Source organism: Paraburkholderia diazotrophica (assembly GCF_038900755.1).
GTDB classification, from domain to species: Bacteria; Pseudomonadota; Gammaproteobacteria; order Burkholderiales; family Burkholderiaceae; genus Paraburkholderia; species Paraburkholderia diazotrophica_A.
The window spans coordinates 814,436-839,737 of sequence record NZ_JBBPEN010000003.1; the positions used below are offsets into that span (position 1 = coordinate 814,436).

18 protein-coding genes and 1 riboswitch are annotated in these 25,302 nt (G+C 64.1%); of the genes, 7 read left to right on the forward strand and 11 right to left on the reverse strand.

Annotation, left to right across the window (positions count from 1 at the left end; all coding sequences use genetic code 11):
• Positions 1 to 7: 7 nt before the first annotated feature.
• Together pelF and pelG are read left to right on the forward strand one after the other, a co-directional pair.
• A complete protein-coding gene (gene pelF, locus AABE10_RS13685; protein WP_342933769.1) occupies positions 8 to 1,600 on the forward strand; it encodes a GT4 family glycosyltransferase PelF in 1,593 nt (530 codons plus the stop codon).
• Positions 1,601 to 1,615: 15 nt separating this feature from the next.
• Positions 1,616 to 2,986, forward strand: a complete 1,371-nt coding sequence (gene pelG, locus AABE10_RS13690) for an exopolysaccharide Pel transporter PelG (protein ID WP_342933770.1) — start codon at positions 1,616 to 1,618, stop codon at positions 2,984 to 2,986.
• Between the two features lie 82 nt (positions 2,987 to 3,068).
• On the opposite strand, the gene AABE10_RS13695 is transcribed toward pelG, so the two are convergent.
• Positions 3,069 to 4,130 (reverse strand): aldo/keto reductase, encoded by a 1,062-nt coding sequence (locus tag AABE10_RS13695; RefSeq protein WP_342933771.1) that lies wholly within the window; start codon positions 4,128 to 4,130, stop codon positions 3,069 to 3,071.
• Positions 4,131 to 4,587: 457 nt separating this feature from the next.
• Between AABE10_RS13695 and AABE10_RS13700 the strand changes: the two genes are divergently transcribed.
• Positions 4,588 to 9,126, forward strand: coding sequence for a DEAD/DEAH box helicase (locus AABE10_RS13700; RefSeq protein WP_342933772.1), 4,539 nt, complete (start codon positions 4,588 to 4,590; stop codon positions 9,124 to 9,126).
• Between the two features lie 53 nt (positions 9,127 to 9,179).
• Here the strand turns inward: AABE10_RS13700 and AABE10_RS13705 are convergent, their stop codons facing one another.
• The 3 genes from AABE10_RS13705 to treA all read right to left on the reverse strand — a co-directional run bounded on the left by AABE10_RS13705 (position 9,180) and on the right by treA (position 11,705).
• Positions 9,180 to 9,731, reverse strand: coding sequence for a hypothetical protein (locus AABE10_RS13705; RefSeq protein WP_342933773.1), 552 nt, complete (start codon positions 9,729 to 9,731; stop codon positions 9,180 to 9,182).
• The gene (locus AABE10_RS13710; RefSeq protein ID WP_342933774.1) at positions 9,731 to 9,982 is read right to left on the reverse strand and encodes a hypothetical protein; all 252 of its coding nucleotides are present in this window, start codon (positions 9,980 to 9,982) and stop codon (positions 9,731 to 9,733) included. Before AABE10_RS13710 ends, AABE10_RS13705 begins: the two co-directional genes overlap by 1 nt.
• 133 nt (positions 9,983 to 10,115) lie before the next feature.
• The gene (gene treA / locus AABE10_RS13715) at positions 10,116 to 11,705 is read right to left on the reverse strand and encodes an alpha,alpha-trehalase TreA (RefSeq protein WP_342933869.1); all 1,590 of its coding nucleotides are present in this window, start codon (positions 11,703 to 11,705) and stop codon (positions 10,116 to 10,118) included.
• Between the two features lie 373 nt (positions 11,706 to 12,078).
• Here treA and pdeR point away from each other — a divergent pair, with 373 nt between their 5' ends.
• A complete protein-coding gene (gene pdeR, locus AABE10_RS13720; protein WP_342933775.1) occupies positions 12,079 to 14,082 on the forward strand; it encodes a cyclic di-GMP phosphodiesterase in 2,004 nt (667 codons plus the stop codon).
• Between the two features lie 214 nt (positions 14,083 to 14,296).
• On the opposite strand, the gene AABE10_RS13725 is transcribed toward pdeR, so the two are convergent.
• The 3 genes from AABE10_RS13725 to AABE10_RS13735 form a co-directional block, all read right to left on the reverse strand.
• Positions 14,297 to 15,175: a crotonase/enoyl-CoA hydratase family protein gene (locus tag AABE10_RS13725; RefSeq protein WP_342933776.1), complete on the reverse strand. Its 879-nt coding sequence runs from the start codon at positions 15,173 to 15,175 to the stop codon at positions 14,297 to 14,299.
• A gap of 557 nt (positions 15,176 to 15,732) precedes the next feature.
• A complete protein-coding gene (locus AABE10_RS13730) occupies positions 15,733 to 16,848 on the reverse strand; it encodes a malate/lactate/ureidoglycolate dehydrogenase (protein ID WP_342933777.1) in 1,116 nt (371 codons plus the stop codon).
• Between the two features lie 138 nt (positions 16,849 to 16,986).
• On the reverse strand, positions 16,987 to 18,447 hold the full coding sequence (locus AABE10_RS13735) for a M20/M25/M40 family metallo-hydrolase (protein ID WP_342933778.1): 1,461 nt from the start codon (positions 18,445 to 18,447) through the stop codon (positions 16,987 to 16,989).
• Between the two features lie 204 nt (positions 18,448 to 18,651).
• Here AABE10_RS13735 and AABE10_RS13740 point away from each other — a divergent pair, with 204 nt between their 5' ends.
• The 3 genes from AABE10_RS13740 (at position 18,652) to AABE10_RS13750 (ending at position 21,186) form a co-directional block, all read left to right on the forward strand.
• The gene (locus tag AABE10_RS13740; protein ID WP_342933779.1) at positions 18,652 to 18,960 is read left to right on the forward strand and encodes a superinfection immunity protein; all 309 of its coding nucleotides are present in this window, start codon (positions 18,652 to 18,654) and stop codon (positions 18,958 to 18,960) included.
• Positions 18,961 to 19,016: 56 nt separating this feature from the next.
• Positions 19,017 to 20,171, forward strand: a complete 1,155-nt coding sequence (locus tag AABE10_RS13745) for an epoxide hydrolase family protein (protein ID WP_342933780.1) — start codon at positions 19,017 to 19,019, stop codon at positions 20,169 to 20,171.
• 232 nt (positions 20,172 to 20,403) lie between these two features.
• Positions 20,404 to 20,501, forward strand: a riboswitch (ZMP/ZTP riboswitch).
• Positions 20,502 to 20,553: 52 nt separating this feature from the next.
• Positions 20,554 to 21,186, forward strand: coding sequence for a LysE family translocator (locus AABE10_RS13750; protein ID WP_342933781.1), 633 nt, complete (start codon positions 20,554 to 20,556; stop codon positions 21,184 to 21,186).
• Between the two features lie 138 nt (positions 21,187 to 21,324).
• On the opposite strand, the gene AABE10_RS13755 is transcribed toward AABE10_RS13750, so the two are convergent.
• The 4 genes from AABE10_RS13755 to AABE10_RS13770 all read right to left on the reverse strand — a co-directional run bounded on the left by AABE10_RS13755 (position 21,325) and on the right by AABE10_RS13770 (position 25,297).
• Positions 21,325 to 21,609 (reverse strand): YodC family protein, encoded by a 285-nt coding sequence (locus AABE10_RS13755; RefSeq protein WP_342933782.1) that lies wholly within the window; start codon positions 21,607 to 21,609, stop codon positions 21,325 to 21,327.
• A gap of 598 nt (positions 21,610 to 22,207) precedes the next feature.
• Complete coding sequence (locus AABE10_RS13760) at positions 22,208 to 23,689, reverse strand: MFS transporter (protein ID WP_342933870.1); 1,482 nt, start codon at positions 23,687 to 23,689, stop codon at positions 22,208 to 22,210.
• Between the two features lie 46 nt (positions 23,690 to 23,735).
• Entirely contained in the window at positions 23,736 to 24,380 is a 645-nt protein-coding gene (locus AABE10_RS13765) for a TetR/AcrR family transcriptional regulator (RefSeq protein ID WP_342933783.1), read from the reverse strand.
• Positions 24,381 to 24,451: 71 nt separating this feature from the next.
• Positions 24,452 to 25,297, reverse strand: a complete 846-nt coding sequence (locus tag AABE10_RS13770) for an isocitrate lyase/phosphoenolpyruvate mutase family protein (RefSeq protein WP_342933784.1) — start codon at positions 25,295 to 25,297, stop codon at positions 24,452 to 24,454.
• Positions 25,298 to 25,302: the final 5 nt, after the last annotated feature.

The following is a 25,302-nucleotide window of genomic DNA, read 5'->3' on the forward strand; positions in this document are numbered from 1 at the left end:
CGACATCATGCTCTCATCGCAAACGCCGCAAACGCCCGAGCTGCCGCGCGCCGATTCCGCCGATATCTGCCTGCTGCTCGAAGGCACGTTCCCGTATGTGAGCGGCGGCGTGTCGAGCTGGGTCAATCAGATCATCCGCGCGTTTCCCGAGTATTCGTTCGCGTTGTGCTTTCTCGGCAGCCGTCCGCAGGACTATCCAAAGATGCAGTACGCGTTGCCCGATAACGTCGTGCATCTGGAGAACCACTATCTGTACGATTTCGCGCCCCCGCCGCTCGTGCAGAAGCAGCGCGGCGACGCATCCGCGTTCATGCGGTCCGCGCAACTGCACGACAGTCTGCGCAATCCTGCGATGCGTCACGCGGCGGGCCGCATGCTGAAGGACATGCTGGGCGATCTGCGGCCGGGCGGCGCATTGGGTGAAGACGCGTTTCTCTATTCGCGTGAGGCCTGGAACTATCTGACCGATCAGTATCGGCAGTTCTGCACGGACCCGTCGTTCGTCGATTACTTCTGGACCGTGCGCATCATGCACAAGCCGCTGTGGCAGCTCGCGAAGATCGCCGAAGGGCTGCCGCGCGCGAAGATGTTCCATACGGTATCGACGGGCTATGCGGGCTTTCTCGGCGCGCTCGCGCGCTATCGGTACGCGCGGCCGCTGCTCGTGTCCGAGCACGGCATCTACACGAAAGAACGCAAGATCGACCTGTTCCAGAGCGAATGGATACGCGACAACCGCAGCATCTTCGAACGCGACGTATCGCAGATCGGCTATTTCCGCGACCTGTGGGTGCGCTTCTTCGAAACGCTCGGACACGTGTGCTACGACGCGGCCGCGGACATCATCGCGCTGTACGAAGGCAACCGCCGGCGCCAGGTGCTCGACGGCGCGCCCGACGAGAAAACGGCCAACATTCCGAACGGCGTGAATCTGCCGAGGCTCGCGCCGCTGCGCGCGCTGCGCGCCGCCACCGTGCCGAAGACGCTGTGCCTGATCGGGCGCGTGGTCCCGATCAAGGACATCAAGACCTTCATTCGCGCGATGCTCACCGTCGTGCGCCGCATGCCCGAAGCGCAAGCATGGATCGCGGGGCCGGAAGACGAAGACCCGTCGTATGCGGCCGAGTGTCATGCGCTGGTCGAAAGTCTGGGCTTGCAGGACAAGGTGAAATTTCTCGGCTTCCAGAAAATCGACGAGCTGTTGCCGAAGTGCGGCGTGCTCGTGCTCAGCTCGATTTCGGAGGCGCTGCCGCTCGTCGTGCTCGAAGGCTTCGCGGCGGGCGTGCCGTCCGTGACGACGGATGTCGGCTCGTGCCGTCAGCTGATCTATGGGCTTGAGGGCGACGATGCGGCACTCGGCGCGGCCGGACGCGTCGTGCAGATCGCCGATCCGCGCGCGCTGGCGGAAGCGGCGCTCGATCTGCTCGACGACGGCAACTGGCACGCGGCGCAGCAGGCGGGCATCGCGCGCGTCGAACGCTATTACACGCAGGACCAGATGGTCGGCGCATATCGCGATCTCTATGCGCGGCTGACCGCGCAAGCGGATCTCGCCGATCCACCTGCATCGGAAGCCGCGCCGATGCCCATGTCGCACTGAACGGGAGCCACGACGATGGCAGGCATCGGTTTCGAACTGCGCAAAATGCTCCGGCGCAATACGCTGCTGGGGCTGATGCAGGCATACACGTACGCAGGCCTGATCGGCGCGGGGCCGTGGGTGCTGTCGATCGTCGGCATTCTGCTGATCGGCGTGCTCAGCATTCCGTTCGTCGTGCCCACGGGACTCATCACGCAGTTTCAGGTGTCGGTCACGTATCTGATCGCGTTGTCGCTGATCTTGACGGGGCCGTTGCAGCTGGCCTTCACGCGCTTCACGTCGGACCAGCTCTTCGAAAAGCGGCGCCATCTCGTGCTGCCGAATTTTCATGCGGTGATGTTCATCGTGACGGCGGCTTCCGTAATACTGGGCGGTCTCGCGATCGTGCTTCTCTTTCCTCAGCAGACGGCCGCATACAGGCTGCTGATGCTCGCGGGCTTCGCGGTGATGAGCAACATCTGGATCGCGACGATCTTTCTGTCGGGCATGAAGCAGTACATGTCGATCATCGTCGTTTTCTTCATCGGCTATGCGGTGACGACGGGCTCGGCGCTCATGCTCAACACGTTCGGGCTGACGGGTCTGCTGGCGGGTTTCGTGATCGGGCAAGCGGTGTTGCTGACGGGCCTGCTCGCCCTCATCTACCGCGACTACGATAGCGACCATTTCATCTCGTTCGAGATGTTCCGCAAGACGTATCGCTATCCGTCGCTGATGCTGACGGGCTTCCTCTACAACCTCGCGATCTGGGCCGACAAGTTCATGTTCTGGTATTCGCCGGGCACGGGCCAGACGGTGATCGGTCCGCTGCACGCGTCGATCATCTACGACATCCCGGTGTTTCTCGCGTATCTCGCGATCATCCCGGGCATGGCCGTGTTCCTGATGCGCATCGAAACGGATTTCGTCGAATACTACGACGCGTTCTACGATGCCGTGCGCGAAGGCGCGTCGTTGCAGCACATCGAGCGCATGCGCGATGCGATGGTCGAGGCATTGCGCAACGGCATCTGGGAGATCATGAAAGTGCAGGCGATCGCCGCGATGATGCTCTTTGCGGCGGGCGCGATCCTGCTGCAATGGCTGCGCATTTCGACGCTGTATCTGCCGCTGCTCTATATCGACGTGATCGCGGCCAGCATGCAGGTCGTGTTCATGGGCACGATCAACGTGTTCTTCTATCTCGACAAGCGCAAGATCGTGTTGCTTCTGGTGGGCGGCTTCGTCGCGTTGAACGTGCTGTTCACGGCGATCACGCTGTCGCTGAATCCCGCTTACTACGGCTATGGCTTCGCGACGTCGCTGCTCGTCGTGGTGCTCGCGAGTCTTTATCTGCTCGACCGCAAGCTCGATTCGCTCGAGTACGAGACGTTCATGCTGCAATGAGCGCGTTGCGATGATGACGCGGCGTGACGCTACACGCCGCGTCACGCCGCATCATGTGCTCGCACGTTTGATCGAGGAGAACTCAACCGTTGCCTTCACGGCCCCAGCGCGTTTCGGCGATCTGCTGACGGCGCGGATCGCCCTGGCGCTCCAGCATCCAGCCCGGATACTCGGACGGCAGGCGGCTCACTTCATCGAGCTTCGCGAGATCGTCCGCGCCCAGTTCGACCTGGGTCGCCTTGATGTTGTCGTCGAGCTGTTCGATCCGCTTCGCGCCGACGATCACGCTCATCACCGCGCGCTGATGCAGCAGCCACGCGAGCGCGATCTGCGCGACGGACACGCCCTTCGTTTCGGCAATCGCGCGCATGACGTCGACGCAATCGAACGCGCGCTCGCGATCGACGGGCGGAAAGTCGAACGTCGTGCGGCGGCTACCCGCTTCGCCCTTCTGCTCGCGGCCATACTTGCCGCTCAGCAACCCGCCCGCGAGCGGGCTCCAGACCATCAGGCCGAGGCCCTCGCTGCGAAGCATCGGCACTAGCTCGCGTTCGAGATCGCGGCCCGCAATCGTGTAATAGGCTTGCAACGTGTCGAAGCGCGCGAGCCCGAGCCGCTCCGAAATGCCGAGCGCCTTCACGATCTGCCACGCAGCCCAGTTCGATACGCCGATATAGCGCACATGGCCTTGCTGCACGAGCGTATCGAGCGCGCGCAGCGTTTCTTCGATCGGCGTCGCGGGATCGAAGCCGTGGATCTGATACAGGTCGACGTGATCGAGTTGCAGCCGCTGCAGGCTCGCCTTGATGCCATCCATGATGTGATAGCGCGACGCGCCGCGCGCATTCGCAAAGTCGCCCGTCTGGCCGAAGACCTTCGTCGCGACGACGACGCTGTCGCGCGGCACCTTCAGGTTCTTGAGCGCCTGCCCGGTGATCTGCTCGGAGAGGCCGGACGAATACACGTCGGCCGTGTCGATGAAATTGATGCCGGCGTCGATCGCGCGGCCGATCAGCCGTTCGGCGTCGTTCTGCTGCAAGTCGCCGATGTGCTGCCAGATGCCGCCGGTGCCGCCGAACGTCATCGTGCCGAGACATAGTTCCGACACGAAAACGCCTGTGCGGCCAAGCTGGTTGTATCGCATGGTTCGAGACTCCATCGTGGGTGATGAATCGGGGCTCAATGGATCAGAATACTCGTTGACTCCCGATGCTGCTGGCGGGTTGCCATTGGGTCGGGGGCGCTGACGTCCTGTTCGGGCGATGGGGCATCGCTTTCATTCGGCACACCATGGCGCCGTTTTTCACTGCACACTGGATACAGACTGCCCCTCTCCTCTGCTTGCATTTGCATCGATCGGGCGCTTGTCGATGTCGCGCTCGGGCGGCCGCGCGCGGACACGCGGGCGATTGACCGGTAGTTGCGTCTGGCGCCGCCCCACGAACACGTCGGCTCGCAGTGCAGCGCCCGCGCCGCTTCTGCGATTGCGCGGTCAGCACGAAGCCGCGAAACCTGCGAGACTGAAGCGGTCTAACGGTTGCGGGGGCGCGGCCCCCACTGGATCTCTGGATATACGCCGCGCCGCCCCCATCTTCGATCTCATGACTTCCGCCTTCCCTGCCGCCCACGTACTGGCCGACTTCCATCCCGCCGTCGCGGGCTGGTTCGAGAAAACCTTTGCCGCGCCCACGGACGCGCAAGCCGCCGCGTGGCCGTTGATCCGCAGCGGCCGGCATACGCTCGTGGCCGCGCCGACGGGCTCCGGCAAGACGCTGACCGCCTTTCTCGCCGCGCTCGACGAGCTCGTGCGCGACGGGCTCGCTCGCGACGGCGCGCTGCCCGACGAAACGCTGGTGGTCTACGTATCGCCGCTGAAGGCGCTGTCGAACGACATCCGCATCAACCTGCAGACGCCGCTCGAAGGCATCGCGCGCGAACTCGCGCAGCGCGGGTTGCCCGCGCTCGACATCCGCACGGCCGTGCGCACGGGCGACACGACGCAGCAGGAGCGCGCGGCGCTGAAAAAGCGCCCGCCGCATATTCTCGTCACGACGCCCGAATCGCTGTACGTGCTGCTCGGATCGGAGTCGGGCCGCAAGATGCTGTCGACGGTGCGCACGGTGATCGTCGATGAAATTCACGCGATGGCGGGCGGCAAGCGCGGCAGTCATCTCGCGCTGACGCTCGAACGGCTCGACGCGTTGTGCGGCCGGCGCTTGCCGCGCATCGGGCTGTCGGCGACGCAAAAGCCGATCGAAGCCGTCGCGCGCTTTCTCGTCGGCGGCGCGAGCCTCGACCGCGTGACCGATAGCCTGACTGATAGCGCCGCCCACGACAGCGCGCCCGCCGACTGCGCGATCGTCGATGTCGGCCACGTGCGCGAGCGCGATCTCGCGCTCGAAATTCCGCCCGTGCCGTTCGATGCGGTGATGTCGAACGAAGCGTGGGAACTCGTCTACAACCGGCTCGCGGAACTCGTCGCGCAACACCGGACGACGCTCGTGTTCGTCAACACGCGTCGGATGGCCGAGCGCGTCGCGCGGCATCTGACCGAGCGGCTCGGCAAGGAGGCCGTCGCCGCGCACCACGGCTCGCTCGCGAAAGAGCACCGCTTCGACGCCGAGCAACGCCTGAAGCGCGGCGAACTGCGCGTGCTGATCGCGACGGCGTCGCTGGAACTCGGCATCGATATCGGCGATGTCGATCTCGTGTGCCAGATGGGCTCGCCGCGCGCGATCGCGCCGTTTTTGCAGCGTGTCGGACGCTCGGGGCACCACGTCGGCGGCATGCCGAAGGGGCGGCTCTTCCCGGCTTCGCGCGACGATCTGATCGAATGCGCGGCGCTGCTCGATTGCGTGCGGCGCGGCGAACTCGACCTGCTGCATATCCCGCGCGCGCCGCTCGACGTGCTCGCGCAGCAGATCGTCGCGGAAGTGTCCAATGCCGAATGGAGCGAGGACGGTCTCTTCGATCTGTTCCGGCACGCCGCGCCGTATGCCAATTTGAAGCGCGAGCAATACGACGCCGTGCTGCGGATGCTCGCCGAGGGCTACACGAGCCGCCACGGCCCGCGCGCGGCATACCTGCATCGCGACGCCGTGAACGGCACGCTGCGCGGGCGGCGCGGCGCGAAGCTGTATGCCGTCACGTCGGGCGGCACGATTCCGGAGAACGCCGATTACGCGGTGATCCTCGAACCGCAGGGGCTCAATATCGGCACGGTCAACGAGGACTTCGCCGTCGAGAGTCTCGCGGGCGACGTGTTTCAGCTCGGCAATGCGTCGTACCGGATCATGCGCGTCGAAAGCGGCCGCGTGCGCGTCGAGGATGCGCAGGGCCAGCCGCCGAATATTCCGTTCTGGCTCGGCGAAGCGCCCGGACGCAGCGACGAACTGTCGGCGGGCGTCGCGCGTTTGCGTTCGGAGATCGAGCGGCTATTGGCGATAGCGGCGGATGCGGCGGTCGTGGCCGATGCGAAGACCACGCTACGCGCGCCCGAAGCCGTGCAAGCCGACGCGTACGCCGATGCGCGCGGGGAACCCGCAGCCGTCGCAGAGCGCCCTACGGCCGCGCTCGATCTCGAACCGGCCATCGCGTGGCTCGTCGAGCGAACCGGGCTGATCGAGCCGGCCGCGCGGCAGATCGTCGAATATCTGGCGCGCGCACGTCAGGCGCTCGGCGTACTGCCGACGCAGGACACGCTCGTGATGGAGCGCTTCTTCGACGAATCGGGCGGCACTCAGGTCGTGATCCATACGGCGTTCGGCAGCCGCGTGAATCGCGCGTGGGGACTCGCGCTGCGCAAGCGCTTTTGCCGCACGTTCAACTTCGAATTGCAGGCGGCCGCGACCGAGGATGCGATCGTGCTGTCGCTGACGGGCGCGCACAGCTTCGCGCTCGACGAAGTGTGGCGTTATCTGCGCTCGGCGACGGCCGAGCACGTGCTGATCCAGGCGCTGCTCGACGCGCCGCTTTTCGGCGTGCGCTGGCGCTGGAACGCGACCACGGCGCTCGCGCTGCCGCGCTACACCGGCGGCCGCAAGACGTCGCCGCAATTGCAGCGCATGCGCAGCGACGATCTGCTCGCGACCGTGTTTCCGGATCAGGCTGCGTGCCTCGAAAACGTCGCCGGCGAGCGCGAACTGCCGAGTCACCCGCTCGTCGATCAGACCGTCGACGACTGTCTGCACGAAGCGATGGATACGCAAGCGTGGCTCGCGCTGCTGAGGCGGATCGAACAAGGCGAGATCGCGCTCGTGAGCCGCGATCTCCCGGCGCCGTCGCCGCTTGCAGCCGAGATACTGACGGCCAAGCCGTATGCGTTTCTCGACGATGCGCCGATCGAAGAGCGCCGCACCCAGGCCGTGCTGAATCGCCGCTACACGAGCGGCCCCGAGTCCGCCGACGATCTGGGTGCGCTCGACGCCGACGCGATTGCGAGCGTCGGCGAAGAAGCGTGGCCGCAAGTGCGTGACACCGACGAAATGCACGAAGCGTTGACGGGTCTCGCGTGCATCACGCAAGCCGAGGCGCTGCGCAACGAAGGCTGGAGCGCGTGGCTCTCCGAGCTCGTAAAGACGGGCCACGCGACGCGCATGCAGATCGCGCAGCACGATGCGCTCTGGCTGCCCGCCGAACGCCTGACGTGCCTGCGCGCGATCTATCCTCACGCCGAGATCGAACCCGAGATCAAAGCGCCCAAAGGTTTCGACGACGCCTGGACGGAAGATGACGCGCTGGTCGACGTGATCCGCGCGCGGCTGACGGGCTTCGGGCCGCTGCCGTTGTCGGCGATTGCGCGCGCCTTGGCGTTGCCCGCATCGGCAGTCGCACAGGCGCTGACTCGGCTCGAAGCGGAAGGCTACGTGATGCGCGGCCGTTTCACGCCGCGCGCGGCCGATGAGGAATGGTGCGAACGGCATCTGCTCGCGCGCATTCATCGCTATACGGTTCGTCGCTTGCGACGGGAAATCGAGCCTGTCGAGCGGCATGATTTCATGCGCTTTCTGTTCGAATGGCAGCGCGTCACGCCCGATACGCGCGGCGAAGGGCGCGATGCGCTCGCAGCCCTGCTCGATCAGCTGGAGGGATTCCAGGCGGCGGCGGGCGCGTGGGAAGAAGACATCCTGCCCGCACGGCTCAAGGACTATTCGATCACATCGCTCGACGACTTCTGCCGCTCGGGCAAGATCGTCTGGACACGGCTCACGGAACGCGCGCGCGGCGCGAGCGCGCCCGTGCGCAGCACGCCCATCGTGTTGTTGCCGCGCCGCGCGCTGCCCCTGTGGAGCGCGCTGATCGATCCGGCGAAGCAACCGGAACTGTCGTCGAAAGCACAGCTCGTATTCGATGCGCTAACGCAGCACGGCGCGATGTTCTTCGACGAACTGCTGTCGGATGTGCATCTGCTGCGTGTCGAACTGGAGAATGCGCTCGGCGAACTGGTCGCGGCGGGCCTCGTCAACTCGGACAGCTTTGCGGGTCTGCGCGCGCTGCTCAAGCCGGTCGCGAAGCGCAACGCGTCGCATTATCCGAGCCGCCGTCCGCGCGGCGCCGGTGCGCTGATCGGCGGCATGGACGACGCGGGACGATGGGCGCTGTTGCGGCGGCCCGCCGCACTGGCCAAAGACGCGGCAGACGATGCGCCCGCCGCGTCGCCGGCACGCCGACCGCCGCCGCTCGCGCCCGACGTGCTCGAACACATCGCAATGGCGCTGTTGCGGCGGTATGGCGTCGTCTTCTGGCGACTGCTCGAACGCGAGGCCGAATGGCTGCCGCCGTGGCGCGACCTGCTGCGCGTGTATCAGCGGCTCGAAGCGCGCGGCCAGGTGCGTGGCGGGCGTTTCGTGAACGGACTCGCCGGCGAGCAGTTCGCACTGCCGGAAGCGATTCCACTGCTGCGCGAAGTGCGGCGGCATGCAAACGACGGCGCCTACGTATGCGTGGCGGGCACCGATCCGCTGAACCTCGTGGGCACGCTGTTGCCGGGCAGCAAGGTGCCGGCTGTGGCGGGCAACCGCGTGTTGTATCGCGACGGCGTGCCCGTCGCGTCACTCGTTTCCGGCGAGTTCAATCTGCCGCCTGACGCCGACGGCGAGACGAAGCAGCTAATGCGCATGCGGCTTGCGCGGCGATATTGAGCGCGGCGGCGTCGCACGCTGCACTCAAACGACGATGGCCGCGAGCTCGCACCTCAAGCGGTCCGCTCGCCGAAACGCAGCCGTGCGTGCAGCGCGCTTTCGGCGTCGACGACAGCGCGCGACAACGACTTCGCGGATCTCAACCGACCTGTGATGAGCACGCCGATCGCCACGACGATTCCCATCTGCGCGACGACGATGACGCCGCACATCGGATTGGCCGCAAACGCGGAACGGCAGAACAGGTCGGTGATGGGATCGACCGCGCTTGCGCCACGCGCGCGCCGCTCGACGCGTGGATCGGGAAAAGTTGTGAAGACCATGCGCGGCAAGCACAGACCGGCGAGTATCCACGCGCTCAGAAACGGCATCAGCAACACGCCCAGGAACGCGACCATGCCGTTGAACGCGTTGTCGAGGCAGAAGCGGACGTAATCGGCATCGGCGTCACGCAGCCCGCCCGACGCGAGCAGCGCTTCGCCCTTGCGCGCGAGTTCGAGTCGCATGGGATGCACGGCATCGGCAAGGCGCCTCGCCAGCAACAGGTAGACGGCGGCACAGACGGCCACTGTGGCGCAAAAGCGCAGCAAATAGAAGTAGTCCATTATTTCGACGCACTCCTTCGGAAATGTCGGCTCATGACCTTGCGCACTCCGTCGTATTCCGACTTCTGCAGCCCGACAGGGTCGATGATGATCCGGAAAATAAAGAATGAAACGAACAGGCCCGCTATCAGCAACGGCAGCATCACTTCGAGAAAAACATGCGGCTCCGAGCGGGCGAAATCGATCAGTTCGATCCGCGCATCACCGATCGTTGCTCCACTTGCCATACGCCTCCTGAGTCTCGTTGCCACGCATTTTTGCGTGAACAAAAATGCTACCACTGAAGGCAAATTTGCAGAGGATTTCTAAGCGTTAAAATTTGTGGAAATAGGGGCGCGGCGACGTCACCGGCTCGCCGCGCCCGTCGGCGCTTTCGTTTGCCGCTTATTCGCCCGGACTGTACATGTCGAGCAGCTTGAGCGTCACGCCATTGGTCCAGCCGAAGCCGTCCTGCAACGGATACTCGCCACCTCCGCCGCCGCCCGTCCCCGATCCTTCGACGACATACTTCTCGACCAGCTTCTGCTCTTTCGCATACACGTTCTTCACGTCAGCGAGAAAGCGCGTGCCGATCTGCGTGGCGAGATCGCGGCGCCCATAGCGCGTCAGGCCTTCGATCGCGATCCAGTGCAGCGGCGCCCAGCCGTTCGGCGCGTCCCATTGCTGGGTCGTGTTGTACGTGGACGTAGTCAGGCCGCCGGGCTTGAGCAGAATCGCCGACACGACATTCGCAGTCTTCTGCGCGCGATCCGGCCACGCCGCGCCCGCGAAGAGCGGATACAGCATCGCCGGCGTCTGGTTGTCGCGCGGCTTCGCGAGCTTCCAGTCGTAATCGCCGTAGTACCCCTTGCTGTTCCACAAATACCGGTTGATGCCCTCCGCGCGCTTCGCCGCCTTGCCGATGAACTGCGCGACGCAGCCGAAGTCGCGCGCCTCGGAGCAGCCGCGGGCGATGGTCGTCTCGAGATGGAACATCAGGCTGTTGAGGTCGACGGGGATGATGGCCGTCGTGCGCACCGTCGTCAGGTTCATGTTGTCGCCGAACCAGCGCGAGCTGAAGTCCCAGCCGCTTTCGGCCGTCGCGCGCAGATCGCGATACACATCCGCTGGCGCGCGGCCCGCCGCCTGCTGCGCCGTCTGCACGTCTTCGAGATACGACTCGTCGCGCGGCGTGTCGAGTTCGTCCCAATAGCGGTTCAGCACCGTATGGTCGGGCAGCACGACGACGTTGCGCGTCGCGTCGCCGGGCTTCGTCGTCGACGCGCCCTGCATCCAGTACGCGTACTCTTTTCGCATCTGCGGCAGATACTTCTGATAGACGCGCCCGCCTTCGACCTTCGCCGCGAGCTCGACCATGTACGAGAAGAACGGCGGCTGCGAGCGGCTCAGATAGTACGTGCGGTTGCCGTTCGGAATGTGGCCATACGTGTCGATCATGTACGCGAAGTTATCGAGCATGTTGTCGACGAGATCTTCATGCCCCGACTCCTGCAGGCCGAGCATCGTGAAATACGTGTCCCAGTAGTAACCCTCGCGAAAACGGCCGCCCGGCACGACATAGGGCTTAGGCATCGGAATCAGCGAGCTGTTCGGCGGCGCGCTCGTCGTCGTGCGCGTCAGCTCGGGCCACAGCCAGTTGATGTGATCGCGCAGCGACTGGTTCGCGGGCGGCGTGATGACGGGCTCGGAAGGCGGCGTGAAGTACTTGTTGACGAAGTCCGCCAGCGAAAAGCCGGCATCGTTCTTATGCGCGTCATACAACTGCACGATCGTTGCGGGATCGGCGTTCGGGGTCGCGTCGACGAAGGTCTTCTGGTCGGGATAGATCTGCGCGGTTTGCACGGCGACGAACAGGTCGCCATACAACTGGTCGGGCGGCGGCGGAAGCGGCCCGCCGATCTGCGTATCGGCGCTCGCCACCTGCGCGAAACCGGCGAACAGCATGAAGCCCGACAACGCGATCGCGCGACGCATCGTCGTCGATGGAATGGCGGTTGAATGGTCGTTCGGAACAGACCTGCATGGCACACACGACAGCATACTCATGTCTCCCTCCTTGGAAAGGTGGACAACCGGTCTGGTCTGCCGTCGCGCTTTCTTATCGCTTTGCGAGCATCGCACACGATCGCATGCGCGCGCAATCGAGCGCCAACGTTTGCGGAACCGGTTCGTTAGAAGCGCATAATTTCCATGCATTCTGATTAAAGAATGGCTTGTGAAAGGTCGTTAATAGATTCGGAGCCACAGGCCTGGCCGCTTCGATACAATGAAGCGCAGCCCATACGACGCTTTGCTGTACCCGTATTCGGAGTTCGACTGAAAGCAACGGTTTGCCCGGGGATCCCTCATGAACGACGGCCAACACGATCAGGTGCTATTCGCCCGCTTCGGAACGAGCAGTCCATGCTGGCGCTTGTCCAGCGACAGCAACGCGCTCGAGCTCTCGCCGGAAACGGACGACCGTGCGGCCACTGTCGCGATCGCGCTGTCCGGCGCGCAGGCCGCGCAGATTCGCCAGCTGACGGGCGTCACGTCGCACCTGATGATGGACGTGCGCCTGCACGGCGAGTCGCTGCGGCTGCATCTCGTCGGCAAGAAGCTCAACGGCAGCACGTGGGCGGGCACCGCGTCGGCGTTCGAAGACACGGAGTCGGTCGCGCGCGATCTGGTGCACGGCCTGTCGTTCGCCGAACAGGTCGTGTCGGAAGTCAATTCCGTCGTCGTGATCGTCGACCGGAATGGCCGCATCCAGCGCTTCAACCGTCTCGCCGAAGAACTCACGGGCATGAAGGAAGAAGACGTGATCGGGCGCAGCGTGTGGGCGCTTTTCATGTCGTCGGAAGCGGGCGCGGCGTCGAGCCAGAACATTTCGGGCTTCTTCAATCGCGGCGTCGCGTATGAAGTCGAGCGCCGCGTGCGCACCGTGCACGGCGAACGGCTCTTTCTCTTTCGCAACAAGTTTGTGATGAGCGGCAGCGGCGTCGACGAGCAGTTCCTGATCTGCTCCGGCACCGACATCACCGAGGAGCGCCGCGCGCAGGACCGCCTCACGGAGCTCGCGAACACCGACTCGCTGACGGGCCTGCCCAACCGCAACGCGATCCACGACAAGACCCGCACGGCCATCGCGAGCGCGGCGGCCGGCGTTTCCGTCGGCATTCTGTTTCTCGATCTCGACAACTTCAAGAAGGTCAACGATCACTACGGCCACGTGTTCGGCGACCGGCTGATCCAGGACGTGTCGTCGGCCGTGCGCGAATGCCTCGGCGCCGACGACATGCTCGCGCGCCTGGGCGGCGACGAGTTCATCGTGCTGTCGCCTGTCGCGACAGTCGAGTCGATGGAAGCGATCGCGCAACGCATCCTCGAACGGCTTCGCACGCCGTTCAGCCTCGGGCTCGTCGAGGTCTACACGGGCTGCTCGATCGGCATCGCGATGTTCCCCGAGCACGGCGACAGCCTCGAAGCGCTGATCCGCGCCGCCGATACCGCGATGTACGTCGCGAAGGACGACGGCAAGCGCACCTATCGCGTGTTCTCGCCGGAGATGAACCGCAAGGTCGCCGAATACATGTGGCTCGACACGAACCTGCGGCGCGGGCTCGAAGAAGGCCAGCTGACGCTGCACTATCAGCCGAAGCTCTCGCTCGCGACGGGCAAGGTGTACGGCGTCGAGGCGCTGGTGCGCTGGAATTCGCCGGAGCGCGGGCAGATCATGCCCGCCGCGTTCATCCGTTATGCAGAGGAGTCGGGGCTCATCGGGCCGCTCGGCCGCTGGGTCATGCAGACGGCCGCCGAACAGGCCGCGCAATGGAAGGCGCGCGGGCTGTCGCTGCGCGTGGCGATCAACGTGTCGGCGCGGCAACTGGTGGATACAGCCATCGTGTCGCATTTCAGCGAGGCCTTGCAAAACGCGAAACTCGATCCGTGCCTGCTCGATATCGAGTTGACGGAAAGCTGCCTGATCGAAGACGAAGCGGCCGCGATCGGCCTGATCACGCAATTCCGCGATCTCGGCGCGCAGGTCCATCTGGACGATTTCGGCACCGGCTATTCGTCGCTGTCGCAACTGGGGCGTATTCCGCTCGATGTGATCAAGCTCGATCGCAGTTTCGTGAGCTCGATCAACGCGGACAAGAAGTCTCAGGCGCTCGTGCGCTCGATGGTGGCCGTCGCGCAGGCGTTGCAACTGAAAGTGGTCGCCGAAGGAATCGAGACGGAGTCGGAAGAACTGTTCATGAAGGGACTGGGCGTCGAATACGTGCAGGGCTATCTGTACGGCAAGCCGATGCCCGCCGCCGATTTCGAGCGCTGGCTGAATGACAGGCAGAAGATCCGGTTGATCGCCTGAACCCCCGAAAAGTCTGCTCGACCCGACGGATCACCTGCCTGTCGGCCGCTCGCGCGGCTGGCTACCGCTGAATGCATGCTGTGTGTTGCCTGTTTGCTGCGCTGATGATTGCTGTGCTGATGGTTGCTGCGTTGATGGCTGCTGTGCTGAATGCGTTTATGTCGATTGCGTCAGCACCGAATGCGGTCTGGGCCGATCGCGCGACTCATTGCGTTTATGCGGCGTTCATGGCCGCCTGGCGCAGATTCCCCGTGCGGCGGTTTTGCAGCATCACGAGCCGCTCCATGAACGCGAGGTCTTTCTCCTCGATCGTGAACGCGGCCTGCACCCAATCCTCCGTGATTTCCATCAGCTCGGCGCGCGAAAGCTGCAATACGCGCTGACGCGCCCTCACCATCGCGCGGATGCCGTTGAGCTTGGGGCGCAGTGTATCGATGAAGGTCCGCGTCGCCACGTATGCCTCGCCCGGCTCGAAGAGCTGATCGACGAGACCGCGGCTCGCGTGCCATTCGGCCGTATGCGATTCGCCGCCGCCGATCAGTTCTTCCGCGAGGCGCATGCCCGCCTTGCGCGCGACGAGCGAATAGCCGCCCATGCCGGGGAACAGATTGAATGCGATCTCGGGAAAGCCCATGCGCGCGTCGTTCTGCGCGAGCACGAAGTGATGCGCGAGCGCGGCTTCGAAGCCGCCGCCCAGCGCCGAGCCCTCGATCATCGCGATCGAAATCGCTCCCGTGTCGAAGCCGCGCGCCGCCGCATGCACGCAATCGACGCACGCGCGCGCGTACGCCATCAGTTCCTGGCGGCGGCCCGAGCGGATCGCATCGGCGAAGAAATTGAGGTCGCCGCCGACGTTGAACATCGACGGAATGGCCGAGCCCGTGACCCAGAAATCGATCGGCAGGCGCGAATCGCGCGCGGCCTGCGCCAGTTCGAGAATATCGTGGACGAGTTCGAGATTGAAGCAGGGACGCGGCTGCGCACGCAATATCATCCACATGACATTGCGCTCTTCTTCGTAATAAGCGGCGATTTGCGACAGATTGCCCGCTTCGACGAATGGACGGCAGGCGTGATGGTTTTGCAGATTCATTTTGAACGGTCCTTTAAGGTTAAACACTGGGTGAAGCAATGCGAGCCTAAAACAGACCGGAATACGTTGGGGGAGGCCTAACGAACAAAAGTGAGCAGTTCGTCATAAGGATTGCGATGCCTGCCAGGCGGGCTTCCCGGCTAGCGCCGCTTGCGCAAACGATTGCGAATCGAAGCAAAGCTCTAGCGGAGCGCGCTTTCACGTCCTTTAAAAGGGCGCAAAGTCGCCATTAGAATATTTGCTTTAAATCTCGGGCGTTTTTGCCCGCGGATGAGGCTATCGGAGATTGCCCGGTATTGCGCGCATTTGTTAAATCGCGGCGATGCGGGCGAAAACGCGGCATTGCGAATTTCGAATGCGCGATGACAGGCGTTTTCATGCGGCTAAGCAAGCGAGCGTGCATCGCCCGTGAGTCACTCGCGTGACGATGCCGATGCCGAGACGATGCCGATGACGATGCCGATGACGATGCAACGTCATGCGCACCGTTCTTTGTGTCAATCGTATGTCGTCGTCACGCGATGGCTGCGCGGAATCGCGCGTCGGTGGTTCGCACGTTACCGCAGACGCACCGACCAGCCATCGGCGTGCTCCCGGGACAAACCGGCCGCCAGCGCCGCATCGCGGATCTGGCGCCATGTCTCGGGATCGACGGGAATGCCGTTGGCCTCGCGCTCGGCACGCGTCGCGCGCTCCGGTTCGCCCGGCGCGTAGATGCGCTCCGTGCCGGCGGCAAGCGGCGATGCCTTCACCCACTCGATGAACGCGTCGGCCTCGGCTTCGGCGTTCGGCGCATCGAATGCATGGGGATCGACGATCACCGACAGCATGCAGTTGATGATCGCGTTCGTCTGTTGCAGCGTGTTGTCGTGCGTCGTATAGCCGCCCGACAGCGCGCCGCCGAAAATCTCGCACATCGCCGCGAGCCCGAAGCCCTTGTGGCCGCCCGCCTGCCCGCCGACGGGCATCAGCGCGCCGAACGGCGCCTGCATCATCACGGCGGGATCGACGGTGGGCTTGCCCTCGTGATCGATCAGCGAGCCGGGCGGCACTTCTTTCCCCTGGTTGTACGCGACGCGCGTCTTGCCATAAGCGACGGCGCTGGTGGCGAAGTCGAGCACGAGCGGCGCCTTGCCCGCGCGCGGAAACGCCGCGCAAAACGGATTGGTGCCGATGCGGCGGTCCGCGCCGCCGAACGGCGCAACGAGCGGATCGCCCGCCACGTTGACGAAGTGAAACGACACGAAGCCCGCTTTCGCGCACTGCTCGGCCCAATGCCCGATGCGGCCGATGTGATGCGCGTTGCGCAGCGCGACGGCACACACGCCGAGTTTTGTCGCGCGCTCGATGCCAAATTCCATCGCTTCATGCGCAACGACCTGGCCGAAAGCGTTGCCGCCGTCGATCGTCAGCACGGCGCCGACATCCTTGACCACGCTCGCGTGACCATTGAGCTTCAGCTCGCGATCGCGCAACGAATCGACATAGCGCGGAATCATGCCGACGCCATGCGAATCGTGTCCCGTCAGATTGGCCGCGACGAGATGATCGGCGACGAGCTGGGCTTCGCGCGGCGCGCTGCCCGCCTGCTCCCAGATCGCGCGCACATAGGCATGCAGTTGATCGGCCGGAATACGGGGAGCGGACGTCTGGGCAGTGCGCGTGTCGTTCATTCGATGATGGGCTCGTTCAAAGGAGGCGGATGGACAGCGGGAGAGACCGGCCGGCCCCTCCCGCGCGAGAACGCCCGGAATGCGAACGTTCTTGAAGGACAGCTTGCAAAACAGCTAAGGATGGCTTCAAGGCCATCGTCAGGGCGCCGCCGCGATCACTTCCGCGACGGCCGCCGTCAGCTTCTTGCCATACGGCACATGCAGGAACTCGTTCGGACCGTGCGCGTTCGACTTCGGTCCGAGCACGCCGCACACCATGAACTGCGAAGTGGGGAAGCCCGCCTTCAGCACGTTCATCAACGGGATTGTGCCGCCCTGCCCGATGAACGCGACGTCCGCGCCGTAATGCTGGCGCGACGCGTCGTTCAGCGCGGTGGCGAGCCACGGCGCGAGTTCCGGCGCGTTCCAGCCCGTCGCGGCGCCCGCGTCCGGCTTGAATGTGACCTTCGCGTTGTACGGCGGATCGAACTCCAGCAGCGACTTCAGCTGCTGCACGGCCGTGTCCGCTTCGACGAGCGGCGGCAGGCGCAGCGACAGCTTGAACGCCGTGCGCGGACGCAGCACGTTGCCCGCATCGGCGAGCGAAGGCAGCCCCGCCGCGCCCGTCACCGACAGCGACGGACGCCACGTCGAATTGAGCAGCGCCTCTTTCGGATCGGCCGTCGTCGGCAGCACCGGGCCACCGTCCTGGCCGCACGACCACGGCAGCTTCTTCCACACGTCGTCGCCGAGAATCTTCGCGGTCGCTTCGACTTCGCTCAGGCGGTCGAGTGGAATCGGGCAATGAAAGCCCTTCGGCAGCAGCGTGCCGTCCGCTGCGTCTTCGAGCCGCTCGAACATTTGACGCATGATGCGGAAACTCGACGGTGCAATGCCGCCGTAGCTGCCCGAGTGAATGCCTTCGTCGAGCACCTGCACTTCGAGATCGCCGGAGACGAGGCCGCGCAGCGACGTGGTCAGCCACAACTGATCGTAGTTGCCCGCGCCCGAATCGAGGCACACGACGAGTCCGACCTTGCCGAGCCGCTCGCGCAATGCGTCGACATACGGCAGCAAGTCGTAGCTGCCCGACTCTTCGCACGTTTCGATCAGGCCGACGCAGCGCGGCCGCTCGATGCCTTGCGCGTCGAGCGCCGCCAGCGCCGTGAGGCTCGCGTAGATCGCGTAACCGTCGTCGGCGCCGCCGCGGCCATAGAGCTTGTCGTCTTCGAGCTTCGGCGTCCACGGACCCAGATCCTTGCGCCAGCCGTCGAATTCAGGCTGCTTGTCGAGATGGCCGTACAGCACGATCGTTTCCGTGCTGCCCGAACGCGTCGCCGGAGATTCGAAAAAGATCACGGGCGTGCGGCCCGGCAAGCGAACGATTTCGAGCTTCAGTCCGCGCACGGGCTGCTGCCCGGCCCACTTCGCGGCCTCGGTGATCACTCGCTCGATATAGCCGTGCTGCTGCCAGTCGGGATCGAACGCCGGGCTCTTCGCCGGCACGGCGATGTAGTCGGTCAGCGCCGGCACGATCTCGTCGTTCCATTTGCGATCGACGAATTCGCGCAGCGTGTCGTGATTCAGCTTGTGAGCCTGTTGGGTTTCGTCGGAGATCATGATGGCAATCCGGTCAGTCGAAACGCACATGATAAGCCCCTGGCGAGCGCATTGCCGAATTCATCCGATCCATAAAGACGTTGCGGCACCGCGCCCGATTGCTGTCTGGCGCGGGCTTGCAGCGGGCTTTCCACGCGCCGTGCGCCCGCCGCGCATTCGCGCGACAATGGATGCATAACTACGACGCGCCTGGGAGGGCCCTCGATGAACTACAACATCGTGGTTCAAGGCGTCGCGGCCGTGGTCGCGCTGGGTCTGTACTTCCTGCCGTCCATCGTCGCCGATCGCCGCAAGCGCCATGACGTACTGACCATTGCGCTCTTCAATGCGTGCATGGGCTGGACCGTGTTTGGCTGGCTGATCGCGCTCTACTGGGCATTTCAGCCGAATCCGCCCGTCAATCTGGAAGGCGAAGTCGTGCGCTCGCGGCGCGTCATCAGCATGCGGACCTTCACGAAGATGCTCGGCGAGCGCGTGCAGATGCGCGAGTCGCGCGACCGTTCGACGAAGTGACGCCCCCTGAACCGTGAACCTCTCGCACGAAAGCGAGTCATGCCGGAGTCATGCCGATGCACATCACGCCGTTCCAGATTGCCATTCCCGATGCAGAGCTTGCGGCGCTCAACACGCGCCTGACGCAAACCCGCTGGCCCGATGCGTTCGATACGCCGCCGTGGACGCTCGGCACCGATCCGCGCTATCTGCGAGAGTTCGTCGACTACTGGGCAAACACGTACGACTGGCGCGCGACGGAAGCGCGGCTCAATCGTGAGCCGCAGTTCATGGCGCGCGTCGGCGGCCTCGACGTGCATTTTCTGCATCGGCGCGGCATCGGTCCGAAGCCCTATCCGCTCGTCGTCACGCATGGATGGCCCGGTTCGTTCGTCGAGTTCATCGAACTGCTCCCGCATTTGTGCGATCCCGCATCCGTGGGCGCGGACCCCGCCGACGCATTCGACGTCGTCGTGCCGTCGATGCCCGGCTACGGTTTTTCCGAGCGTCCGTCGAAGCCAGGCATGTCGGTGTTCGCGATCGCGGACCTGTGGGCCGAGCTGATGCGCGGCCTCGGCTATGAGCGCTTCGGCGCGCAAGGCGGCGATCTGGGCGCGGCCGTGTCGATGGCGTTGGCCGCGAACCATGCGCAGCACGTCGACGGCATTCATCTCAACTTCTTGCCGAGTTCGTATGCTCCGGGCCTGAGCGCGAGCGAGCCGCCCGTCACGCAGGAAGAACAGGATTTTCTCGCGGCCAAAGCCGCATGGGCCGACGCCGAAGGCGCCTACGCGCACATGCACGGCACGAAACCGCAGACGCTCGCGTTCGCATTGAACGATTCGCCCGTGGGGCTGGCCGCATGGATCGTCGAGAAATTCCGCGCGTGGAGCGATTGCGATGGCGACGTCGAGCGCGCGTTTTCGAAGGATCAGCTGCTGACCGATCTGTCGCTGTACTGGCATACGCAGACCATCGGCTCGTCGGTGCGGCTCTACGCGGAAACGCGCGCGCGCCCCTTGCGCTTCGAGCCCGGCCAGCGCGCGACGCCGCCGCTCGGCTTTGCGCGTTTTCCGAAAGAGATCAGCCAGCCGCCGCGTTCGTGGATCGAGCGCGTGTTCAACGTCACGCAATTCGCGGACATGCCACGCGGCGGGCATTTCGCCGCGATGGAACAGCCCGCACTACTCGCTGAGGAAATCCGGCGGTTCTTCAGGCCGCTGCGCGGTTGAGCGTGGCTGAGTGCCGTGGCTGAGTGCCGTGGCTGAGTGCCGTCGTTGAGTGCGATGGTTGGCTGCGATCAAGCGCGGTTCACGATCGGTGCTCGCGCAGCAGTCGATGCGTGACGCAAGCGCATCAGCATCACAACACGCGGCTGCAAACTGCCGCACTCACGCGCTCAAGTGTATCGACAGGCAGCGCCGATTCTGTCTCTGGTATGCGAGCGCCTCGCGCGGAACAATGAACCGTTCGCGCAACTGGCGCTCGATCGAGGTGGGCCACCACCGGGGAACGCGAACCGCGAGCACGCTCGCGTTCCGCCGCGCGCCTGGGCCTCTTGTCACGATCCATCGATCGCCCTTTCCTGCTCTTTCCACACACGGAGCCCACGCAATGCCTCAAACCACGCACCTGCTTGCATTCGCCCTCGTCGCGCTCGGCATGGCGCTCACGCCGGGGCCCAACATGATCTATCTGGTCTCGCGCTCGATCAGCCAGGGCCGCACGGCCGGTCTGATTTCGCTCGGCGGCGTCGCGCTCGGCTTCGTGTTCTATATGTTCTGCGCGGCATTCGGCATCACGGCGCTGCTGCTCGCCGTGCCGTTCGCGTACGACGCGCTGCGTTTCGGCGGTGCGCTGTATCTGCTGTATCTCGCGTGGCAGACCGTGAAGCCGGGCGGCCGCTCGCCGTTCCAGGTACGCGAACTGCCCGCCGACAGCCCGCGCAAGCTCTTCACGATGGGCTTCGTCACGAATCTGCTGAACCCGAAGATCGCGGTGCTGTATCTGTCGCTTCTGCCGCAGTTCATCGATCCGCAGCAAGGCAGCGTGCTCGGACAGTCGCTGATATTCGGCGCGATTCAGATCGTGTTGAGCATTTCGGTGAATTCGACTGTCGCTATCACGGCGGGATCGATTGCCGGGTTTCTCGCGCGCAAGCCGACATGGCTCGTCATTCAACGCTGGCTGATGGGCACGGTGCTCGCGGGCCTCGCCGTGAGAATGGCGACACAAGCGCGGCGTTGATGAAAGGGCGTTGGATGAAGGGATGTCGTTGCGGATGCGTTAACGCAATGTGCCGGGCGCGAAGGCCCGGCACATAGGGTAGAGACCAAATGCAAAGGCGCGCCGCTCGAGCGCGCCTTCGTTTTCAATCCTTTGTTTTCAACCCATCACGACGCTGATGAACTTGTGCTGATGCACCGACCCCGCCGGAATCGAGCGCGGCTGGCGCCGCACGTTATCCTGCGCGAACGTTTCCTGACGCAGTTCGCCCTGCTCGTCGAACCATTGGCACACGAGCCGTTCCCCCGCTTCTCCTGCGACCGGTCCAATATATGTCACCGTCATGCGCGAGCCGCCCGTCTTGAGCGTCACTACGTCGCCGACGTTGAATTGTGCTGTTTGCGTCGTATCAAATGCGTCGTAAGTGTAAGTAGCAGTCAGCATGGTAGTCCCCGATTTAAGCATTAGGCTGGCTGAAAATTCACTGCCATAAACGCACCGCGGTCCAACGAATTAAAAGAGTGGACGAAGATTAACAATTGAATATTTCCGGATCAAGTATTTTTTCATGGAAGCGTTTTCAGCCAATTCGCAATAATCCGCCGCATATCCCGAACGTTCGTTCATTGTTGTTTAGTTTCGGAATCCGCTGTGGCAGAAGGCTCAATGCTGTTGCGCAGCACGCTGCGGCAAGCAGTTTAGACCGATCGTGCCGGCCAGGCGTAAATATGCCCGGTAGCCGCCTGTCATAACGGTGACACTATCCGCGTTTTCTACACGTTAACGCGGATTAAAAGGATTGGCACCGGATAAAATCGCCACCACCAGTAAATAATCGCATCACTGCTGAACGGGAAAATCGGTTGCAATGCGCCATGCAGCGACGCTAAATGGTATGACTGTACGTATCGAAAACGATATCAATCGATATAACAACGTGCTTTTGTTCGTCGCCAATACAAATATGCACAATTAACCGGCGACTCGGGATTTTCCCTAAGCAGGCTTTTTAACAGGTATTCAAATCGGCTTACAGCAGTCCTTAAGCGACCTTCATCGCGCGCCGATGCGCGGCTTGCTGATGCCGGACGAGCGTCACGCTCAGGACGATGCAGACCGTCATCAGCACCGCGTTGATCGCGAGGCTGCGCTGGAACGCATACGCGTAACCCGCCGCCGACGCCTGCGCGGACAACGCACCGAAGAACGCGCCACTGATCGCAGCCGTGCCGAACGCGGAGCCGATCTGGAGCGTCGACGTGATGACGCCCGATGCGAGTCCCGCCTTCGCCGGCGCAACTTCGCCGAGCACGATGCGCATGATCGACGGCAGCACGAGCCCCTGGCCGACGCCCGCGAACACCAGTCCGCCATAGAACAGCGTGCCGAGCGTCGCGTGCGTCGCGGCCCAGCCGGTCAACGAGAAGCCGACGGCCATCATCGCAAAGCCGAGCGTCAGCACATGCGCGCCGATGCGCTTCACGACGGCGGGCGACGTCAGCGGCCCGGCGACGAAGCCGAGCGCGAACGGCATGATCGCGATGCCGGACTGTAGCGGTGTCCAGTGCAAGCCCGTCTGCAGATAGATGCCGTACGTGAGAAAGAACGCGCTGTTGCAATAGAACAGGAACGCGATCACGAGCCCCGTCGAGAACGCGGGATTGCGAAACAGCTGCAGATCGACGAGAGGGCTGCCGCCGTTGCGCTCGACCTGCCGCTCGATCGCGATGAACGCGGCAAGCGCGGGCACGGCGAGCGCGAACATCGCGAAGGTCCACCACGGCCAGCCGGCTTCGCGTCCGTGCGTCATCGGATAGATCAACAGAATCAGCACCAGCGACAGCAACGCCACGCCCTTCAGATCGACGCTGTCGCGCGTTTCAGGCTGATTCTCCGGCACGAACTTCCACGCGCCGATGAACGCCAGCACGCCGACGGGAATGTTGATCAGAAAAATCGCGCGCCAGTCGAGGCCGAACGGCTGATAAGTGATGAGCGCGCCGCCGCCCAGTTGCCCGGCGATCGATGCAAGCCCGAACACGAAACCGTAGAAGCCCATCACGCGCGTCTGCTGGTGAAGCGGCACGACCGCGCGTACGGTGGCCAGCACCTGCGGCGCCATCACGGACGCGGCCATGCCCTGCACGATGCGCGCGATCACGAGCACATGGCCGTTGGGCGCAAAGCCGCACAGCGCCGACGCGAAGACAAAGCCCGCCATGCCCGTCATGAACATGCGCCGCCGGCCGAACAGATCGCCGAGACGACCGCCCGTGATCAACAGCACCGCATAAGCCGATGCATACGCGGAGACGATCAGCTGCAACTGGGCGTCGGTTGCGTTCAGGCCCGTATGGATCGCGGGCAGCGCGAGATTGACGATGAAATAGTCGAGCGGCGCGAGAAATGCGCCGATGAAGAGCACCGTCAGCGCGAGCCCCTGCCGTTCGAAGCGCTGATGTACTTGCGCATCGGCATGCGATGCGGCTTTCCCGGCGTGCTGGCTCACACCGGCTCTCTTCATGCATGTCTGATTCATGACTGATCGTTCAAAAATTCAGCAAAAAATTTCAGGTCAGCGCGCGCATCGCGATGTCGACGATGGCTTTCAGTTCGTCTTCCTTGCGCTTGCATTTGCCCAGCACGCGCAGGCCCTGCGTCATGCACAGCAGAAAATCGGCGACCGCCTTCTCGTCCAGCTCGCTGTTGAACACGCCTGCCGCCTGCCCGCGAATGACGGCCGCCGCGAGCAGCGTGACGACACGCCGCTGGATCGCGCGGATCTTCGCGTGCAGCGCCTCGTCTTCGGGCTGCAATTCGAGCGTGCTGTTCGTAATGAAGCAACCCGTCAGCGTCGATGAGATGCGCGCGTGGTGCAGCAGCGCGTTGCGCACCGCCACTTCGGGCGGCACGTTCGCGTTCAGCCGCTCGACCAGACCGGCAATGGCCTTGTCAGCGTAATGGTCGAGCGCCGCCATCATGATGCCGTGCTTGTCGCCGAATACGCCGTACAGGCTGCCGCGCAATACGCCCGTCGCGCTGCAGAGATCGTCGACGGACGTCGCGTGAAAGCCCTGGCGCCAGAACACCTTGCTCGCCTCCGCAAGCACCGCGTCAGTGTCGAATTCGCGTGGACGGCCACGCGCGCTGGCGGCGTCAGGCCTGGCGTCTCTCGTGGCGCCAGACGTGCGCCGTGATGCAGTGTTATCGCTCATACAGCCCAGTTTATGACTGGCCATTCAAGAATTCAAGGCAAAACCACGCGGCGGGCGTGGCTTCGTTCCTGTCATTCGACTCGATCGGGATTGCGCACGGAAGCGAACAGATCGGTAATTTCCTTCATCGTCGCGGCTTCGCTGGTGTACGTGAAGGTGCCCCGCTCGAGCATTTCCTTCGCTGCGCGCAGCATCGCGCCCAGCGCCGCACGCGCGAGCGCCCCGCCCACGCTGATCCGCTTGACGCCCATCTGCGCCAGCTCTCCGACCGTAAACGGCATACCCGCCATGCCCATCAGCACGTTGACGGGCCGATCGACGGAACTGACCACGGCGGCGATGTCCTCGCGGGTCTTCAGGCCGGGCGCGTAGAGCACATCGGCGCCCGCTTCCTGGAACGCTTGCAGGCGGCGAATCGTGTCCGCGAGATTGGGGCGGCCCACAAGGTAGTTTTCCGCGCGCGCCGTCAGCGTGAACGGAAACGGCAGAGCACGCGCTACTTCGACGGCCGCGCGCACGCGCTCGACGGCGAGGTCGTGTGCGTAGATGGGATCGCCGGCGCGGCCCGTCGCATCTTCGATCGAGCCGCCCACGACGCCTGCCGCTGCCGCCTGACGGATCGTCTCGGCGGCATCTTCTGGCGCGTCGCCGAAGCCGTTTTCGAGGTCAGCGCTGATCGGCAGCTTCGTCGTCGGCGCGAGGTCGGCGAGATGCCGGATCATCTGCTCGCGGCCCACTGCGTTATCCGGCAAGCCGCGTGAAAACGCATAGCCCGCGCTCGTCGTGGCGAGCGCCTTGAAGCCGAGCGCTTCGAGCAGGCGCGCCGAACCGATGTCCCACGGATTGGGAATGACGAACGGATCGCTCGCCTCATGTAGCGCGCGAAATGCGCGCGCCTTGTCTGCCTGTGATGTCATGGCCG